The 17,152-nt window shown below is 61.6% G+C and carries 17 protein-coding genes; 6 read left to right on the forward strand and 11 right to left on the reverse strand.

What is annotated here, in order from left to right; all coding sequences use genetic code 11:
• Positions 1 to 3: 3 nt before the first annotated feature.
• Positions 4 to 300, reverse strand: a complete 297-nt coding sequence (locus CKW40_RS20670) for an HlyU family transcriptional regulator (protein ID WP_095201727.1) — start codon at positions 298 to 300, stop codon at positions 4 to 6.
• A 47-nt stretch (positions 301 to 347) separates the two neighbouring features.
• Positions 348 to 989 (reverse strand): TetR/AcrR family transcriptional regulator, encoded by a 642-nt coding sequence (locus CKW40_RS20675; RefSeq protein WP_095201728.1) that lies wholly within the window; start codon positions 987 to 989, stop codon positions 348 to 350.
• 185 nt (positions 990 to 1,174) lie between these two features.
• Here CKW40_RS20675 and CKW40_RS20680 point away from each other — a divergent pair, with 185 nt between their 5' ends.
• Both CKW40_RS20680 and CKW40_RS20685 read left to right on the forward strand, forming a co-directional pair.
• Positions 1,175 to 1,852, forward strand: coding sequence for a PspA/IM30 family protein (locus CKW40_RS20680; RefSeq protein WP_095201729.1), 678 nt, complete (start codon positions 1,175 to 1,177; stop codon positions 1,850 to 1,852).
• 61 nt (positions 1,853 to 1,913) lie between these two features.
• Entirely contained in the window at positions 1,914 to 2,174 is a 261-nt protein-coding gene (locus CKW40_RS20685) for a YiaA/YiaB family inner membrane protein (RefSeq protein ID WP_095201730.1), read from the forward strand.
• Positions 2,175 to 2,251: 77 nt separating this feature from the next.
• Here CKW40_RS20685 and CKW40_RS20690 read toward each other — a convergent pair whose 3' ends face one another.
• A complete protein-coding gene (locus CKW40_RS20690) occupies positions 2,252 to 2,938 on the reverse strand; it encodes a PadR family transcriptional regulator (protein WP_095201731.1) in 687 nt (228 codons plus the stop codon).
• A 110-nt stretch (positions 2,939 to 3,048) separates the two neighbouring features.
• Positions 3,049 to 5,913, reverse strand: a complete 2,865-nt coding sequence (locus CKW40_RS20695; protein WP_095201732.1) for a KAP family P-loop NTPase fold protein — start codon at positions 5,911 to 5,913, stop codon at positions 3,049 to 3,051.
• A gap of 330 nt (positions 5,914 to 6,243) precedes the next feature.
• Here CKW40_RS20695 and CKW40_RS20700 point away from each other — a divergent pair, with 330 nt between their 5' ends.
• On the forward strand, positions 6,244 to 6,501 hold the full coding sequence (locus tag CKW40_RS20700) for a DUF2798 domain-containing protein (protein WP_095201733.1): 258 nt from the start codon (positions 6,244 to 6,246) through the stop codon (positions 6,499 to 6,501).
• A 55-nt stretch (positions 6,502 to 6,556) separates the two neighbouring features.
• Here CKW40_RS20700 and CKW40_RS20705 read toward each other — a convergent pair whose 3' ends face one another.
• The 4 genes from CKW40_RS20705 to CKW40_RS20720 all read right to left on the reverse strand — a co-directional run bounded on the left by CKW40_RS20705 (position 6,557) and on the right by CKW40_RS20720 (position 8,717).
• Positions 6,557 to 6,949 carry a thiol-disulfide oxidoreductase DCC family protein gene (locus tag CKW40_RS20705; RefSeq protein ID WP_095202007.1) on the reverse strand — a complete coding sequence of 131 codons (393 nt, stop codon included), beginning with the start codon at positions 6,947 to 6,949 and terminating at the stop codon, positions 6,557 to 6,559.
• A 13-nt stretch (positions 6,950 to 6,962) separates the two neighbouring features.
• Positions 6,963 to 8,021 carry a DMT family transporter gene (locus CKW40_RS20710; RefSeq protein ID WP_095201734.1) on the reverse strand — a complete coding sequence of 353 codons (1,059 nt, stop codon included), beginning with the start codon at positions 8,019 to 8,021 and terminating at the stop codon, positions 6,963 to 6,965.
• A 25-nt stretch (positions 8,022 to 8,046) separates the two neighbouring features.
• The gene (locus tag CKW40_RS20715; RefSeq protein WP_095201735.1) at positions 8,047 to 8,316 is read right to left on the reverse strand and encodes a putative hemolysin; all 270 of its coding nucleotides are present in this window, start codon (positions 8,314 to 8,316) and stop codon (positions 8,047 to 8,049) included.
• A 107-nt stretch (positions 8,317 to 8,423) separates the two neighbouring features.
• Positions 8,424 to 8,717, reverse strand: coding sequence for a GYD domain-containing protein (locus CKW40_RS20720; RefSeq protein WP_095202008.1), 294 nt, complete (start codon positions 8,715 to 8,717; stop codon positions 8,424 to 8,426).
• A gap of 232 nt (positions 8,718 to 8,949) precedes the next feature.
• Here CKW40_RS20720 and CKW40_RS20725 point away from each other — a divergent pair, with 232 nt between their 5' ends.
• Complete coding sequence (locus CKW40_RS20725) at positions 8,950 to 10,005, forward strand: TauD/TfdA family dioxygenase (protein WP_095201736.1); 1,056 nt, start codon at positions 8,950 to 8,952, stop codon at positions 10,003 to 10,005.
• A 93-nt stretch (positions 10,006 to 10,098) separates the two neighbouring features.
• On the opposite strand, the gene rpoD is transcribed toward CKW40_RS20725, so the two are convergent.
• The 3 genes from rpoD to CKW40_RS20740 form a co-directional block, all read right to left on the reverse strand.
• Complete coding sequence (gene rpoD / locus CKW40_RS20730; RefSeq protein ID WP_095201737.1) at positions 10,099 to 12,123, reverse strand: RNA polymerase sigma factor RpoD; 2,025 nt, start codon at positions 12,121 to 12,123, stop codon at positions 10,099 to 10,101.
• Positions 12,124 to 12,544: 421 nt separating this feature from the next.
• Positions 12,545 to 14,482, reverse strand: coding sequence for a DNA primase (gene dnaG, locus CKW40_RS20735; protein WP_095201738.1), 1,938 nt, complete (start codon positions 14,480 to 14,482; stop codon positions 12,545 to 12,547).
• 141 nt (positions 14,483 to 14,623) lie between these two features.
• Positions 14,624 to 14,992 (reverse strand): RcnB family protein, encoded by a 369-nt coding sequence (locus tag CKW40_RS20740; protein WP_095201739.1) that lies wholly within the window; start codon positions 14,990 to 14,992, stop codon positions 14,624 to 14,626.
• 61 nt (positions 14,993 to 15,053) lie between these two features.
• On the opposite strand from CKW40_RS20740, the gene CKW40_RS43045 reads away from it, so the two are divergent.
• Together CKW40_RS43045 and CKW40_RS20745 are read left to right on the forward strand one after the other, a co-directional pair.
• On the forward strand, positions 15,054 to 15,383 hold the full coding sequence (locus tag CKW40_RS43045; RefSeq protein WP_143748348.1) for a hypothetical protein: 330 nt from the start codon (positions 15,054 to 15,056) through the stop codon (positions 15,381 to 15,383).
• Positions 15,380 to 17,044: a Na/Pi cotransporter family protein gene (locus tag CKW40_RS20745; protein ID WP_095201740.1), complete on the forward strand. Its 1,665-nt coding sequence runs from the start codon at positions 15,380 to 15,382 to the stop codon at positions 17,042 to 17,044. Before CKW40_RS43045 ends, CKW40_RS20745 begins: the two co-directional genes overlap by 4 nt.
• Positions 17,045 to 17,152 lie beyond the last annotated feature (108 nt).

A 17,152-nucleotide genomic window follows, 5' to 3' on the forward strand; every position in this document is an offset into this window, starting at 1 on the left:
GCCCTACCCAAAAATCCGATCGCCCTGTTCATCGACCAGCTGGATGCCCTTCTTGATCGAAATGTCGACGGCGTCGTCGAGGCCGGCGAAGCGGTCGGCGCGGATGAATTTGTGTTCCTTCACCACGCCGTCTATCTCCTTGGAGACGATGCCGCAGGTCTGGTACTGGCCGTCGGCCTTGTAGGGCGTGGCGCTGATCAGGAAACCCTTGTGCTCGACCTGCTTGGCGGGTGCCGCACTCTTGGGCTCGGCCGCTTCACCACTGCTGCCACCACCGAAAAGACGTTTCAGAAAAGACATCGCTCAAATCTCCTTGTTCGTCCTGCAAACCGCGGCCTGTTCGCGATTCACGACGTTTTCGTCCCAGCATGCGCGAATGTGCCGTCGCGTTCCAGCCCCCTGATGAAGACGGCGACCAGGAGCTCGATCTGCTGGTCGATCTCGTCCGCCTGCCGGCGCACGGACCTGGCCGCATAGCCGCTGGTGACGATGCCATGCACGCTCGACCACAGCGTGCGCGCGGCGATCCGGCGTGTGTCGTCGTCGATGTCGAAGTCGCCGCCGGCAAGCACCCGGGCAATGATCTCGAACAGCTGGTCGAGCCGCGCTTCATAGGCATCCGGCTCGGTCAGCGTCGGACGGCGCCTGTTGAAGGCGAGCAGCGCCGGCCAGCTGCCGGGATGCGCCTCGACAAAACGGACATACGCGCCGGCCAGCGCCAGCAGGCGCTGGCGCACGTCGGTGATGCCGCGCTGGCCAAGATCCGCCATAGCCGCCGCCCCTGCCGCGCCCAGCCGGTCGAGCAGCCGCATGTTGACCGCACGGTGCACCCCGTCGAGATCGGAAAACAGATTGTAGACCGAGCCGACCGAGATGCCCGCCTGCTCGGCGATGGTCCTCGCCTTCAGATTGTCCATGCCGCCCTCGTTGAGCAGCACCTCGGCAATCGCCAGCACCCGCTCGCCTATTTCCTCCCTGTCCAGTGCCATGCTTGTCCTTATAGATGCCCGTGCCCTCGGCCCAGGCTGCAAGTGTTCGAACCGTGATCGTCCCTTCGTTTACCATATCCGGGATTTCGTGAACAGCGTTCAAAAACCTCTTGAACAATGTTCATTTCCTGTTATGTTGGCTTCGTGAACATTGTTCACCGAAACAATTCGAAGGGAGAAGAACCATGCTCAGCCTGATCAGAACATTGCTCGACGGCGCCAGCGCACGGGCCGAGGACGGCCTCAAGGATCGCTTCGCCATCGACCTTCTGGCGCAGCGCATCCGCGACGCCGAGGCGGGCCTTGCCGCCGCCAAACAGACGCTTGCTTCGCTGATCGTTCGTCAGCGCGCCGAGCAGGCCGGTCTCGACCAGATCGAACGCCGCCATGCCGATCTCGAAAGCCGCACGCTCAGTGCGCTCGCCGCCGGCAACAACGGGCTCGCCGAAAGCGGCGCGGCGGCCATCGCCGAACTGGAGAATGAACGCGAAGTCCGCCGCGCCACAGTGCAGAGCCTTGGCGAAAAGACGTTGCGGATGCGCGTTTCGGTGGAGCGGGCGCATCGCCGCATCATCGACCTCAACCAGGGCATGATCTCGGCCCGGGCCATCGATGCCGAGCGCAAGGCGCAGTCACGTCTGGTCAGGTCGATCGGCAATTCGGGAAATCTCAACGACGCCGAGGAGCTTTTGGCCCGCATCAAGGGAGCCAGCGACCCGTTCGAAGAGGCCGGCATTCTCGACGAGATCGACGGCGAACTGCGTCACGAAGCGATCCGCGACCGTCTCGCCGACGCCGGTCACGGTCCGGCGGTGAAGGTGCGCGCCAAGGACGTGCTCGAGCGCCTGAAGGCCATCAACTGAAACCTGCTTTCGAACCTGACTTCCATCCAATCCAACATCGTCGAACCAACGGAGAACTCCAATGAACGCCAATCAGACCTACATCATGTTCAACACCGTCTCGGTCGGTGCCGCCTATTTCATGCTCGGCCTGTCGCTGTGGCTGGCACCGGTCGACCTGGCGACCAAGGGCTACTGGGCCATGGGCATCCTGCTCTTGACCGGCAGCCTGGTGAACCTGGTCAAGTACCGCACCGACGAACGCCTGTCGGCCGAGATGACCGCCAAGATCGAAAAGGCCCGCAACGAAAAGCTGATCAGCGAGTATGTCGGCAAGGAATGATCCCATCCGCATCACCGCCAACAAAAAAGCCCGGGTCTCCCCAGGCTTTTTTTGCATACCACGAAGTACCGCCCGCCTCAGCGGTGCGTCAGCGCTTCCAGCGCTTCCGCCGCGGCTTCGAGGATGGCGATCGCCTCGGCCTGCTTTTCAGCCGGGGCATCGACGATCTCGCCCAGCGCCGCGCGCAGGCGGTGGCGGATGGCACGGAATTCGTCGCGCGTTTCCGAGCGCTCGCCACGGCCACCACGGCCACCGCGCCGGTCTTCGCCATCGTCGTTCCAGCCGAACCAGTCGCGCGCCTTGGCCATCTTGCGGCCGAAACGCTCGAGGTGTTCGAGCACGCCGTCGATCATCTCGCGGTTGTCGGCAAGATGCGACTGCCCGGCCTCGGTGATCGAAAACACCTTCTTGTTGCCGTCCGCCGCAGAGGCAGCATAGCCGGCCTCTTCCAGGAAGGTCAGCGTCGGGTAGACCACGCCCGGGCTCGGGCTGTAGATGCCACTGGTGCGCTCTTCCAGCGCCTTGATGATGTCGTAGCCGTGGCGCGGCGCCTCGGCCAGCAGCGACAGCGTGATCAGCTTGAGGTCGCCGTCGGCGAGCATGCGGCCGGCGCGAAACATGTCGCCCGGGCCACCACGACCGCCACCGCGACCGCCATGTCCGAACGGGCCAAAGCCGCCACCCCCTCTGCCGAACTTGCCGGCCATGTGCATGAATATGCGCTCGCCGAAATGGCCGCGTCCGAAATGATTGTCCTTGTGCATTGATTGCTCCTTAAGTTCTATCTTACGATATATCTTAATTAGGCGCACGCTCTCGTGGCGTCAAGATATATCTTACGATGTATCTCGTGTCGACTTTCCCAAAATCCCAATCAGGCCGCGCGTGATCCTGATCTGAGCGACGACTTCCTGGCGCTCGACGCAGTATTGTTGGGGCGTGAGAACCCTGCCGAGCCGTGAGTAATCACGCTCACTAGCGCGGCAGTCAGGGCTGTGGGTCCTCGCCCGATCACCATCTGCAAAGGTACCAAGTTGGCGAAGGGTTTCCAAACTGGCTCCAGCCTACTTAGTTTGGCGGACGAAAGTTTTACAGCAAGATCGTCTAGCCGATCTGGGCTTTCGATCAGCAGATCGGCGAGTGCGGGCCAACGTTGTTCGAGGATAGTCCACCGAGCCAACGCTTCTTGCGGAACATTGCTGCCCTCAAGAATTCCTACGGCACGGCGCATCGCGAAGGCGTTGATCATGCGCTTCATCACACGCGGAACTTCGCCAACAATATTCATAAAAGGACCAAGAAGGTGCTTCGCTTCCGTGTCGCCAGCGCGCGAGACGTTGATCTCTAGTGCAGCTGCCGCACGTACTTCCGCTGAATTACCTCTTTTTCCAAGGAAATTCTCGACCTTCGCGCTCGTTACGTTGCCGCCAGACTCAGTTCTAAGCTCCACGCGCGCGGTCGCGACGCGCTTGTCGAATTCCCGCTGAGCAACATTGTCGGCAGAAGCTGGATCAGAACGGGTCGTCTCATTCTGAACTGCCGAGACAGTTTCGCCCTGCAGCCCAGATTCACCTTCGATGAGCTCTTGCCAGTACGTTTCTAGAATCGGCGCGTTCATCCCCGGAATCGGTGTTGAAATCTGGAATATCTTCTCAAGAAACAGATAGCCGAGCGGCTGCCCGGCATCACCCACATCCGCACCGAACGCATCATAACGCTTTTCGAAAGCTGCCTTAATCCAAGTCCGATCAGCGGCGACGACATACGCAACATCGCGGCCGCGAAACAACGTCTGGATACCTTCAAGCAATTCGACCACACAGTCGGAGTTGCATCGATCAAGGTCATCGATGAATATCGCAACGGGCCTGCCTGTATGGCGGACAATGGACCGGAACAAATCTGTGATGCGCTTGAGCGGATCGGCGGAAAGGTCCGAATAGAATTTCGCGGTATCCTGCGAGCCAAAAAGGATGGCCCGGCCAACAGCGAAGAACGTAGCAAAAGCCGCTGCTAGCGCAGTGATCAAGGCGACCACCCTACCTAAAATGCCAGCCACAACGTCCTGTAGTCTGTCCAATGCGCTTTCATGAAGGACTGGAGGGTTTGCATCCCATGGCATGTTGCCATGTGCCAATTGTTTCAGATAACCAAGCCACCCGCCAGTCATGGCCTCAGTCTGAGGATTGCCTGAAAACCACCAGAAATAGACAAGCAAGAACATTACCAGTGCGGCAACAACTAACGGAAACCAATCCGCTATAATACGCCAGAACAACCAGCGCGTCGTCACGGACAACCAAAGCCAGTAGCTGCGGTCCTGCCATAAACTTTGACGGCAGCATTTGAAGGTCTGGTGTATTAGCGGCCACCAGGGCGGCCTGCGCCGCTCGTTTTTCCAGGCGTTGAAGGAAACGACCACCCAACGTCTGTTTACTGGCCGCGCTACGGCGGACATCAATTCTTCCATCATCATCAGTATGGAAGTCTTTCCCGCGCCCCAAGGCGCGTGCAGATGAACGGCGAACCCATCCGGCGCGCCCTGTGCCCGCACATCATCCATCCGCTCTACAACTGCCTGAGCGAATGGTCGTCGCCCTAGCCTATCGCGGGCCGTCGGTTCGTCGGACAAGGTGCGCACATTCTCGCGTGGCATCGACTTCGATGAGATGCTCTGTTTCTTTCTAGTTCCCGGGCGCCGGACGATAGGCCGGGTGCCAGCAACAGCTTGTTTGGTCCGCTGCGTTTCACTGGCTTTGGTCTGCTTCGCCTCTTCGGCGAGTTGACGGGCGCCATCGGCGAAGATTTCGCCAGCTGACTCCAGCTTTTGACGGACATTCTCGACAGCACTGCCCGCGATGTTGGGAATGCGTGGGCCAACCATTCTGGCGATCTCGCCAACCACCTCATCGGCGTCGCCTTGCCAAAAGGAATCAGGCTGTGTTGCGATTTCAAAGTCGAGTTTTTCGCCAAACAAACTTTGAGGAGAGCTGTTCAACGAATTCGGAAGGATCGCCCGATACCACTGCAGCCAAACAAGCCAAGGACCCCGCACAACCAAATCGCTTTTATCAATGTCATCGAAAGGCTTGCGTGCCCAAATCGGCATATTGGCTTGGTAATGCCCCGCTCCTCGCACATCCACCAACCACAACGGTTGGTCGACTAGGCGTCGGCCTCGATTGCTTTCCAGCCATTCTCTATCTGCGTCGATTGAAGTCCACATGTCGCGATCAGGAGTCGCGACAATCTCAGACGAGGAGAGTACTTCGTCATAACCTGCAGGTGATGGCGTGCTGTGAGCCGCTTGGGCAGCCGCGCGTGCAGCATTCAATGCAGCGGCACGGGCTGCGCCCAAATCATCGCTTTGCATATCCGCAGCGGCACCGGCAGCAGCCGCGCTTGCATTGATAGCACTGGAAGCAATATCCGCTGGACCGTCAGAACCAGCAGCGGCGGCAGCTGCAAAAGCAGCAGTCGTCATTCTCCGGGCGGGATACTTGCCGACTACCCATGAAACAAAACATGCGCGAAATGATTGGAGGATAATAAGTTTCCCTCGATCAAACGTGACGGGATAGGACTCGTCGAGGATATGGCCGACCGTAGGCAGAACTCTAAGCGCGATCCGCAAGGCGATCACGTGGGCTACCTCAGAAGTCTCGCCTCCCAGCCAAGCCTGCAGAGCTCTTATGCTGTCAATTTTGTCGTTCCCACTGGACGCTCTTTTCGTTGCCATCCCGCTTCCTCACGGTTTCTTTCTGAGGGAGGATCATCATCATCACCATAGCCTTAGGCAATAGAGACAGAGCTTTATTCTATATTGCTGCCTTCGTAGAATTCTCTATTGGAAAACGCCAAAATCTGGCATCATAGGTGCCCTAAGATGAGAGGTGTCGGCTTGCTTTCGCCGAAACGCGCGGCTAGAAGGCGCTCGAGGGTCGAAGACCGCTCCGTAAGCGTCTGACGTCAAGCAACGCATCCAACCCCGGTCCTTCCGGGCAGTTACGCCGAAACCGGCGAACGGATGCCACATGCGAACGACCGGACACTTCAGGGAACTCCCAAAATGACTGCAAGACCTCAGCGCAGGAAGCTGCCTGCGCGCTATGCCGCGATCCTCAGCCCCTTGGTGTTGTCGCTGCTGATGACCTTCATCGTCTCATTCATCTCGACGCTGAAAAGCCTCGGCTTCCACCCCAGCCTGCCGTCCATCTGGATGACCGCCTGGGGCCTGTCCTGGCTGGTGGCGTTTCCGACGCTGCTGCTGGTGCTGCCCATGGTGCGCCGCATCGTCGGCGCGCTGTGCGAGCCGGCTGGCCGATAGAGCCGGCAGACAAGGGTCCGGAGACATCTTCCGGACCTTTGCGCCTCATCGAATGTTACCAGCGCCCCTTGCGCCGGTTCCAGGCGGAGAGCAGATCGGCGAACCGGTCATAGGCAAGGCGCGTCAGCGGCAAGGCAACCGGATTGCCGAAGAGCGTGGCCAGCCAGCCCTCGCCGGGCGTCGCCTGCCATATGGCGATGGCGACATCGGCGCCGACCAGCAGCCGGCCATCCTCATCGGTGGCATGCAGCCGGCGGCGGATGTCTTCCAGCGAGGCGCCAAAACGGCCAAGTGCCGCCGGCTCCAGATTGATGTCGCGAAACTCGATCCGCCCGGCCTTGACCGCTTCGATCAGCCGCCGCTTCTGCCAGCTGATGCCCGCATCGCAGACCGGGCAACGCGTGTTGTACCAAACGGTCAGTTCAGGCCTGGGTGTTTGCTTGAGCATGATCTTGGCATGCTCAGCCGTGGCCGTGACGATGATGCAGGTCGGGATAGTGCGGATGCCGGTGGCGCATCGGCGCATGCCGGTGCCAGTGCGAATGCGGCTCGCTCACCGGCCCATCATGATGGTGCTGATGGTGTTCGTCATGCACATGGCTGTGCTCGTGTTCCAGCGCCTCATGGTCATGCTCGTGGTCGTGGCGCTCCGACAGATGCAGCCACAGGCCGACGCCCATCAGCAGCCCAGCGATCGCCAGCTTGAGGGTGACGGTATCGCCCAGCATGGCAATGGCCAGCAACGCACCGATGAACGGAGCCAGCGAATAGTAGGCGCCTGTCCGCGCGGTGCCGAGATGGCGCAGCGCCAGGATGAACATCACCAAGCTGACGCCGATGCCAAGGAAGCCGACGGCGGCCGTGGCCGCGACAATGGATACCGCCGGAAATGACGCCCCGGCGGCAAGCGCCAACCCGATATTGGCCGCACCTGCCACCAGCCCTTTCAGCATGGCGATCACCACGGGGTCGGTGGCGGATATCCGGCGCGTGAAATTGTTGTCCAGTCCCCAGGCCAGGCAAGCCCCCGCCACCAGCAAGGCGCCCGGGTTGAAGGCAACACCGCCGCCATCCCATGACAACAGGACCGCGCCGGCCAGGATGGCGAAGGCGCCGAAAAGCAGGCGCCGGTCGACATTCTCGCGGTAGACGAGCCAGGCGATCGCCATCGTCGCCAGCCCTTCCAGGTTGAGCAGCAGCGCTGAACTGGATGCCGTGTTGAGGCTGAGGCCGAACATCAAAAGCACCGGCGCGACGATGCCACCCATGCCGATTGCCAGCGCCAGCCAGGGAATATCCCTGGCGGCCAGTTGCGCCTCGCCGGCAGCCGCCTGCTTGCCGCGAAGCAGGCGGTAGAGAGCAAGGCCGACGCCGGCGCCGAGATAGAGCAGGCCGGCCAGCATGAAGGGGTTCACGGCATCGAGCAGCAGCTTGGAAAGTGGCGGCGTCGCGCCGAACAGAGCGGCGGAGCCGAGGGCGAGCGGCACGCCGGGCCAAAGATGCGAATGTGTTTCGGACATTATCTCACTCTATACAGCATGCGCATCACTTACCGCGCATGGCAGCCTTTGGCCCGACGCATTTGTTGTCGCGAAACAGCGCCCACTCCTCGCACAGGCGCCCTTTGGGCAACCGGCAAAACCCGTATTCATTGCCGGCTTTGTCCTTCCTGATCACCAGGCGCCCGCCGATCTCGCCGCAATGCACCGATGCTGGATTGGCCATGCCGACCGGTTTCTGCGCGACAGCGCCGGCGGCGAACGGCATCGCCGATATCAAGGCAAGGCTGGCAGCCAGTATCGAGACGTTCTTCATCGCGATCTCCTCTGGCCGCAGTCTATCATGGCGACGCGTCCTGTCCTGCGGCAAAGCGCCGTCAGGCCGGCACCTAGCCGTTGCCTTCAAGAGCCCTGCCGCTTGCTTCATCCAAGCGAGGAGATGATCTCGCGGTAGGCGAATTCCGGGAAAGCCTTCAGCGTCCGTGATTTGAGATTTCCGTTCGCGGCCAGCATCAGCGCGAAACGCGCCAGCACCGCATCATCGGGCGCTTCGACCACCGCCACCATGTCGAACTCGCCCATGGTCAGGTAGAACGCCTTGAACGATCCTCCCATCTCGCCCAGCTGCTTCCTGGCGGCGTCGAGGCGCTTGGGCGAATCGCGCACGTTCTTCGCGCCCTGCTCGGTCCAGTTCATCAGCATGATGTAGGTCGTCATGGTACGCCTCCTTCCGGAGCCACGGAGCACGGCGGCTTCGCCGGGGCGGGCATCCGGGTTGTCGCCCAGAAAATGCATCCGACGCGAAATTATCCTCCCGCAGCGAACGTCCCGCAAGGACCACCGCGCGTCGGCGCGGACCAAGGGAAAGCCGGTTTAAAAACCCGTCTGATTGCGGCAATCTCCGTCGTCGCCGTCAGTCCGGGGCCGATCCGGCTCGCAGGAGAACTTCATGAACGAGACAACAGACCTGCCGCCGGACCGGATCGACATTCCAGCGGCATGGATCGGCGAGGACATTGCCAGGCATTCTGAACAATGGCTGGTAGAACTCGACGCGAAAGACGTCACGGAACTGGAATCGGCGGCAACCGGCTTCCTCGCCGGCTCACGCGAGATCGGCAGCCTGACCAAGGTCGATTTCCCCTTGCCCCGGCTTGCCGGCCATCTTGCCACGCTTCGCCAAAAACTGATTACAGGCATAGGCTTCGAGGTGCTGCGCGGCCTGCCGGTTGAAAAGTATTCTGCTGAAATGGCGGCAACGATCTTCTGCGGTATCGGCGCGCATCTGGGAAGCGCACGGTCGCAGAATGCCCAAGGCCATATTCTAGGCCATGTCCGCGACATCGGCGCCGATGCCAGAAACGCCACGACACGCATCTACCAGACGGCGGAGCGCCAGACGTTTCACACCGATTCCGCTGATGTCGTCGGCCTGCTCTGCCTGAGGGATGCCATGCAAGGCGGCGAGTCCCTGCTGGTCAGCACGGTGACGATCTACAACGAGATGCGCAAAAGCCGACCCGACCTGGTCCGCCTGCTGTTTGATCCGATCGCCACCGACCGGCGCGGCGAGATCCCGGAAGGCGAAAAACCCTATTTCGAAATCCCGGTCCTCAACTGGCATGCGGGACTGCTGACCGGCATCTATCAGCGCCAGTACATCGACAGCGCCCAGCGCTTCCCCGATGCCATGCGGCCCAGCGCCGCCCATGTCGAAGCGCTGGATCTCTTCGATAACCTAGCTAATGATCTCCGGCTGAAACTGTCGATGCGGCTTCGGCCGGGCGACATGCAGTTCGTCTACAATCACTCGCTGCTGCACGACCGTATGGGTTTTCGCGATTGGCCGGATCCCGACAAGCGGCGCCACATGCTGCGGCTGTGGTTGTCGGTTCCCGGCGACCGCCCTTTGCCCGAGTGTTTCAGGCAGCGCTATGGCTCGATAGCGATCGGCGATCGCGGCGGCATCATCGTCAAGGGAACGCGGCTGAATGTGCCGTTGTAGGGCAAATTCCCGGAAAGTGCGAAACCGCTTCCGCCGAGGCTTGAAACGAAAAGGGCGCCAGTCGGCGCCCTCAATTCTTCGCGGCAGATAAGCTCAGCTGTCGAGGAAGCTGCGCAGCTTGCGCGACCGGCTCGGGTGCTTGAGCTTGCGCAGCGCCTTGGCTTCGATCTGGCGGATGCGCTCGCGGGTGACCGAGAACTGCTGGCCGACTTCTTCCAGCGTGTGGTCGGTGTTCATGCCGATGCCGAAGCGCATGCGCAGCACACGCTCCTCGCGCGGCGTCAGCGAAGCCAGAACCCGCGTGGTGGTCTCGCGCAGATTGGCCTGGATTGCCGCGTCGATCGGCAGGATCGCCATCTTGTCCTCGATGAAATCACCCAGATGCGAATCCTCCTCGTCGCCGACCGGCGTTTCGAGCGAGATCGGCTCCTTGGCGATTTTCAGCACCTTGCGCACTTTTTCGAGCGGCATGGCGAGCTTTTCGGCCAGTTCTTCCGGCGTCGGCTCGCGGCCGATCTCGTGCAGCATCTGGCGCGAGGTGCGCACGATCTTGTTGATCGTCTCGATCATGTGCACCGGGATGCGGATGGTGCGCGCCTGGTCGGCGATCGAACGCGTGATCGCCTGCCGGATCCACCATGTCGCGTAGGTCGAGAACTTGTAGCCGCGGCGGTATTCGAATTTGTCGACCGCCTTCATCAGGCCGATATTGCCTTCCTGGATCAGGTCGAGGAACTGCAGGCCACGGTTGGTGTACTTCTTGGCGATGGAGATGACGAGGCGCAGATTGGCCTCGACCATTTCCTTCTTGGCGATCGCGGCTTCGCGCTCGCCCTTCTGCACCTGGTTGACGATCTTGCGGAATTCCAGGATCGAGATCGCCGTTTCGGTGGCCAGATGCTGGATCTCGGCACGCAGGTCCTTGATCGCATCCTTCTCGTTCTTGGTGAATTCCTTCCAGCCGCGCGAGGTCAGATTGCCGATCGCACGCGTCCAGTTGGGGTCGAGCTCGGAACCCTGATATTCCTTCAGGAACTCCTCGCGGCGCACGCCATAGCTTTCGGCCAGCCGCAACAGCTTGCCTTCGTTCTGCACCAGGCGCTTGTTGATGTCGTAAAGCTGCTCGACCAGCGCCTCGATGCGCGCCGTGTTGAGCGACAGCGACTTCACCGCCTTGATCAGCTGGTCCTTCAGCTCCTTAAGCCGGCGGTCCTGGCTGGGCGACAGCGTGCCAGCGGCGGCCAGACGGTTCTCGACCTGCTGGTCCTGCAGCTTGCGCAGCTTCTTGTAGGTGTCGGCGATGACGTCGAGCGTCTCCATCACCTGGGGGCGCAGTTCGGCTTCCATCGCCGCCAGCGACAGGCTCGCCTCGTCCTCGTCTTCCTCGTCGTCATCCCCGATGCCGCGCGTATCGGCGCCGACATTGGTGATGTCGTCTTCCTCGTCGCGTCCGCGGCGCGACTTTTCCTCGGGCTTGGGCGCTTCCTCGATGCGTTCGACCACCGGCGCCTGCTTGGCTTCGGGGCCGGCATAGGTGGCTTCAAGATCGATGATCTCGCGCAGCAGGATCTTGGATTCGTTGAGCTCGTCGCGCCAGATGATGATAGCCTGGAAGGTCAGCGGGCTTTCGCACAGGCCCGCGATCATCGTCTCGCGGCCGGCCTCGATGCGCTTGGCAATGGCGATTTCGCCTTCGCGCGACAGAAGCTCGACCGAGCCCATCTCGCGCAGATACATGCGCACCGGATCGTCGGTACGGTCGGTCGGCTCTTTCTTGGTGGTGGTGGCGGCAACCGCCGTGCCGGTCTGTTCGGCCAGCTCGTTGGCGTCTTCCTCGGCGTCGGCCGCGGTGTCGCCGGCCTCGGCCTCTTCACCCTGCTCGTCGTCCTCGACGACGTTGATGCCCATGTCGGACAGCATCGCCATCGTGTCCTCGATCTGCTCGGAGGTCACTTCCTCGGAAGGCAGCACCGAATTCAGCTCGTCCATCGTGACATAGCCGCGCTTCTTGGCGGCCTTGATCATCTTCTTGACAGCATCATCGGAAAGGTCGAGCAGAGGGCCATCGGTGGCGCCTTCGCGTTCGGTCTCGACCTCTTCCTTTTCCTTAGTCGCCATTTTTTTTATCTTCTCCAAGCGGCTGCCATCGAAGCCGCATAAACTGTCGGACCAGTCAAAACCGGATGTGCTCGCTTAAAAACGCGCTTTCACCGGGCCAGTAGCCGCATCTACCTTGTTTGGTACACGTCGTTGCCCCAAAGCTGGTTTCCCCTTTTGGGCGACATGCATTAAGTCCAGATTAACCCTGATATCTGTGGCAGGCTCTCCGCCTGTCCAGTCACCAGTACCTCACATCGCTCATTTCCCGTCGGCGCGGGTGCGGGTTAACGTTTCGAATCGTCCTGATTCCGCCATTCTGTCAGAAGGTCAAGCGCCTCTGGCATGATTCGCATGAAAAAAGCGAATCAATTACCCGACTTAGCGCGCCTTGCCCCCTAGGGAAGCCCGGCCACGCTCTCATTCCTGTACTCAGCTGCACCTAGGCTCGCCCGGCCCTGCCCGACGAAACGCCGAATCCTTCGATCAGCGCTTCCGTCGCCTGTACATCCTGAAATTGCGCCTGAATTTCGATCAGATGGCGGAAGTTTTCGTCCGAGGGATCTGCTTCGAGCGCCGCTTCCGCCTGTTTCAGCTCCTTATGTAAGGTGCGCGCGCTGCGCTGCAAGTGCAGCGCCTGGTTCAGAGCGTCGCGGGCGTCGTCGAGTGCCGCCGTCTCCAGCGCCGGCCATTGCCGCGCCCGCCGGATCAGGCCGACGGCGCGCTCCCAGATCTCGGCGCAGCCGGCGCGCTCGATCGTCGCCACCACGGCGTGGCGGTCATTGGCCGTGTCATGCGCCATCGCGTCGAGGATGGCGGCATGCAGCCGCTGCAGATCGGAATTGGCAAGGTCGAGAAATTCGACATGGGCGAAATTCTCGTCGATCAGCGGCGGATGGTTGACCAGCGCCACGATGATCGTCGCCTCGCGCACCGACATGCCCTCGCTGCCGCGCTTGACCAGGGCGGACTGGCCGAGGCTTTCCGTGATCGCCATGCGGCCGCCACCAGGCTTGGCGAATTGTCCGCCGGGTGCGGCTGCCTTGCCCTGCTGCCCCGGTTTCCAGTCCTGGCGCCCTTGCCGCGCCTCGCGCTGCGAGCCGAAGAAGCTCTTTTCCCGCTCACGCATCTCCTGCTGGTAGTGATAGCGCGTGCTTTCGTCGCGGATGCGGCTGGTCAACTCCCGCAGCGTCTTTCCCAGTTCCGCCCGCCGCTCCGGCGTGTCGAAGACACCACCCGCCGTCTCGCGCATCCACAACAGGTCGACCAGCGGCCGCGCATCGGCAAGCACGGCACGGAAAGCGTCCGGCCCCTCGGCCTTGACCAGGTCGTCGGGATCCTTGCCTTCCGGCAGCAGCGCGAAGCGCGCCGAGCGCCCGGCCTGCACCGAGGGTAATGCCAGATCCGCGGCACGCCACGCCGCCTTCAGCCCGGCCTTGTCGCCGTCGAAGCACAGCATCGGTTCGGGCGCCATACGCCAAAGCAATTCCAGCTGGTTTTCGGTAAGCGCGGTGCCGAGCGGCGCCACGACATTCTCGAAGCCGGCCTGCGCCAGCGCGATCACGTCCATGTAGCCTTCGACGGCGATGACCGTGCCGCCTTTCGCGAGCGCCTTGCGCGCACGGGCGAAATTGTAGAGCACATTGCCCTTGTGGAAGAGCTCGGTGTCGGGCGAATTCATGTATTTGGCCAGCGCATCGGGCGCCAGCGCCCGACCGCCGAAAGCGATGATCTTGCCGCGCGAATCCGGAATCGGGAACATGATGCGGTCGCGGAACCAGTCATAGGAGACCGGAATGTCGTCGCCGTGGCGCACCAGGCCGCAGGCCTCGATATCGGCTTTCGGCACGCCCTTTGCCGCGAGATGCTCTTTCAGCGCATTGCGGCTGTCGGGCGCGAAGCCGAGCCGGAATGACTGCTGCGTCGCCGGCGTCAGCCCGCGATCCCTGAGATACGCGCGGGCTTTGGCTCCCTCGGGTCCCTGCAGCCGTTCCTGGAAGAAGGCGGTCGCCATCTCCATGACGTCGGTCAGGCTGGCGCGTTCCTGCTCGCGCCGCTCTTCCCGTTCGTCGCGCACCGGCATCGGCACGCCGGCCATGTCGGCGATCTTCTCGACCGCCTCGGGAAAACTCAATCCTTCAAGTTCGGTGAGGAATTTGAAATGGTCGCCCGAGACCGAGCAGCCGAAACAATGGTAACGCCCCTTCTTGTCCTCGCAGTGGAAAGACGGGCTTTTCTCGCCATGAAACGGGCAACAGGCCCAATAGTCGCCTCGCGACGTATTGGTCTTCTTGCGATCCCACGCGACGCGCTGGCCGATGACCTGTGAAATCGGCACGCGGTCGCGGATCTCGTCGAGAAAGGCGGGCGGAAAGCGCATTGAGGGAACTCGTTTCCCCACCATATAATCATGCCAGCGAAATCCGACGACCCCCAATACGGGCCATACCCGGTTTCCACAGGGCAAAAAGAAGGGCGGCCGTGGCGGGCCGCCCTTCCTTCTCAATCCAGCAATCGAACCTTACTGCGCGGCGAGCGCGCCGAAGATGACGCCCGACAGGATGCCGACCAGCACATAGTCGTTGCCGACGCGGATCCATTCCTGGCCGCGGCCGGGGCGATGCAGGCCGTAGCGGCCATAGTCGCGGATCGGCTGGTGTTGCCTCCAGCCCGAATATTTCTGGCCGTTGCGCCAGTGGTTGCGCTTCACGACGACTTTCTTCTTGAAGACGCGCTTCCTCACATCGTTGTGGTGGCCGGGCTTCTGCCAGTCGACTTTGGTATAATTCGACTGCGGCGCGACCGGAGCATTCATCGGCGCGGCCTGGCCGGTGAGCGACGTGGCGGCCAGCATCGCGACAGCGAGAGCAGAAAGAACAATGCGTTTCATGAGAAGTCTCCTTGGTTGTCGATGCCCGAGGAATAGCGGCCAGCGGATGAACTGAAACTGAATGCCAGCATTACAATTGTGTAATGAAATCTTCTACTTATTCCGGAGATTTGAACATCACCGCAAAGTTGACAACGAGATGCTCAGCAAACGCTGCGGTCCGCTGCATCACCCTGGGTCGGCGATGCAACGATTTGCGCACCCATCCATTTCCCGACACGGCCTGTCGCGCCGCGACGACCCCTTGAAATCGACAAAATTTTATTATCCGGCTAAAATATTCCGGCTATTATCCACGGCTGCCATGACCATGATTCGTACCCTCGCTTTCTCTCCTGATCGCCGCGATGTCCGCATCGTGCGCGCCATTCGCATGCAGGCGCTTCGATGAGCGGTTCCGTCGTCCTTCTGCATCTCGCCGGCGCGGTCGCGCTGATGCTGTTTGCCACCCGCATGGTGAAGACCGGCGTCGAACGCGCTTATGGCGACGTGTTGCGCCACAGGCTGCGCGCCACCATGCGCAATCCGATCATGGCGGTGCTGGCCGGCACCGGCCTCGCCATCGCCCTGCAAAGCTCGACTGCGGTCACGCTTTTGGTCGGCTCCTTCGCCGGTTCCGGCATCGTCTCCGGTGCGGCCGGCCAATTGGCCGTGCGCGGCGCCGAGATCGGCTCGGCGCTCGTGGTCAAGCTTTTGACCTTCGATCTCACGCTCCTGGTGCCGCTCTGCCTGATCACCGGCACGGTGATGTTCATGGCCACCGAGCGGCGCGACTGGCGCCAGACCGGCCGCATCCTGGTCGGCATAGGCCTTTTGATCCTGTCGCTGGAAATGATCGGCCAGGCCTCCGAGCCGCTGCGCAACAGCCAACTGATGCCGGTCATCATCAATTACTTCTCCAGCGATTCCATCACCGCCTATCTCTTGGCGGCGCTGATCACCTGGCTGTTCCAGTCGAGCATCGCGGCGGTGCTTTTGATGGCGACGCTGGCCGGCCGCGGCCTGATCAGCCCGGAACTCGGCGTCGTCCTCATCCTCGGCGTCAATCTCGGCTCCTCGATCATCGCGCCGATGCTGACCCGCTCGGCCGGGCCGGCCGTGCGCGTCGTGCCGATCGGCAATCTGCTGATGCGCGGGCTTGGCTCGCTGGTCATACTGATCCTGTTCATGATCGTCCGCCCGCATGTCGGCTTCCTCGGCGCGACGGCCGCCGACCAGATCGTCAACGCCCATATCCTGTTCAATGTCATCATCTTGCTTGCCGGCCTGCCGCTGGCCGGTTTTGTCTACCGTGCCTCGGAAAAGATCGTGGCGCTCGGCACCAAGCCGGCGCCGGCGGCCTCGCTCGACGTCATCGAATTGTCGGCGCTCAACGAAAGCGCTCTGGATGTGCCGAGCCAGGCATTGGCCAACGCCACGCGCGAAGTGGTGCGAGTGTGCGAGACGGTCGAGATCATGCTGAAGCGCATCATCGAGCTCTATGAGAGCGCCGACGCCGACAAGATCAAGGCACTTGCAGCCCTCGACGACCGCGTCGACCGCAAGCACGCGGCGATAAAACTCTACCTCGCCAAGGTCACCAAGAACCCGCTGACCGAGGACGAAGCGCTGCGCTGCCAGGAGTTGATCGGCGCCTGCGTCAAGCTCGAGCAGGTCGGCGACATCATCGTGCGCAACATGCTGGTACATGTGAAGAAGAAGTTCGACCGCGGGCTGGAATTCACCGACGAGGGCTGGAGCGAATTGTCCGCCTTCCACGCCTCGGTGCTCGCCAATGCAAGACTTGCCTTCAACGTGCTGGTCTCGCGCGACCCCGAAACCGCGCGTCAGCTGGTGCTGGAGAAGGACCAGCTGCGCGACCGCGAGAAAGAAACCAGCGCCAGCCATTTCCTGCGGCTGCGCGAAGGCACCGCCAAAAGCGTCGAAACCAGCTCGATCCACCTCGACACCATCCGCGACCTGAAGCAGATCAACTCGCTGCTGGCGTCTATGGCCTATCCGGTGCTGGAAGAGCGCGGCCTGCTCACGGGGTCGAGGTTGAAGGCGAGCTGAGGCGTTGAAGCTGCCAATCTCCCCCCTTGTGGGGGAGATGTCCGGCAGGACAGAGGGGGGCGCCGCAGAGCGCTAACGTTGATAACGCCCTTTCCTAATTTTGTTTCC

The sequence above is a fragment of the Mesorhizobium carmichaelinearum genome, assembly GCF_900199455.1.
GTDB lineage: Bacteria > Pseudomonadota > Alphaproteobacteria > Rhizobiales > Rhizobiaceae > Mesorhizobium > Mesorhizobium carmichaelinearum.

Coding starts and splice junctions, on each gene's coding strand:
- CKW40_RS20670 (WP_095201727.1), bottom strand. CDS start 300: ATGTCTTTTCTGAAACGTCTTTTCGGTGGTGGCAGCAGTGGTGAAGCG.
- CKW40_RS20675 (WP_095201728.1), bottom strand. CDS start 989: ATGGCACTGGACAGGGAGGAAATAGGCGAGCGGGTGCTGGCGATTGCC.
- CKW40_RS20680 (WP_095201729.1), top strand. CDS start 1,175: ATGCTCAGCCTGATCAGAACATTGCTCGACGGCGCCAGCGCACGGGCC.
- CKW40_RS20685 (WP_095201730.1), top strand. CDS start 1,914: ATGAACGCCAATCAGACCTACATCATGTTCAACACCGTCTCGGTCGGT.
- CKW40_RS20690 (WP_095201731.1), bottom strand. CDS start 2,938: ATGCACAAGGACAATCATTTCGGACGCGGCCATTTCGGCGAGCGCATA.
- CKW40_RS20695 (WP_095201732.1), bottom strand. CDS start 5,913: ATGGCAACGAAAAGAGCGTCCAGTGGGAACGACAAAATTGACAGCATA.
- CKW40_RS20700 (WP_095201733.1), top strand. CDS start 6,244: ATGACTGCAAGACCTCAGCGCAGGAAGCTGCCTGCGCGCTATGCCGCG.
- CKW40_RS20705 (WP_095202007.1), bottom strand. CDS start 6,949: ATGCTCAAGCAAACACCCAGGCCTGAACTGACCGTTTGGTACAACACG.
- CKW40_RS20710 (WP_095201734.1), bottom strand. CDS start 8,021: ATGTCCGAAACACATTCGCATCTTTGGCCCGGCGTGCCGCTCGCCCTC.
- CKW40_RS20715 (WP_095201735.1), bottom strand. CDS start 8,316: ATGAAGAACGTCTCGATACTGGCTGCCAGCCTTGCCTTGATATCGGCG.
- CKW40_RS20720 (WP_095202008.1), bottom strand. CDS start 8,717: ATGACGACCTACATCATGCTGATGAACTGGACCGAGCAGGGCGCGAAG.
- CKW40_RS20725 (WP_095201736.1), top strand. CDS start 8,950: ATGAACGAGACAACAGACCTGCCGCCGGACCGGATCGACATTCCAGCG.
- rpoD (WP_095201737.1), bottom strand. CDS start 12,123: ATGGCGACTAAGGAAAAGGAAGAGGTCGAGACCGAACGCGAAGGCGCC.
- dnaG (WP_095201738.1), bottom strand. CDS start 14,482: ATGCGCTTTCCGCCCGCCTTTCTCGACGAGATCCGCGACCGCGTGCCG.
- CKW40_RS20740 (WP_095201739.1), bottom strand. CDS start 14,992: ATGAAACGCATTGTTCTTTCTGCTCTCGCTGTCGCGATGCTGGCCGCC.
- CKW40_RS43045 (WP_143748348.1), top strand. CDS start 15,054: ATGCCAGCATTACAATTGTGTAATGAAATCTTCTACTTATTCCGGAGA.
- CKW40_RS20745 (WP_095201740.1), top strand. CDS start 15,380: ATGAGCGGTTCCGTCGTCCTTCTGCATCTCGCCGGCGCGGTCGCGCTG.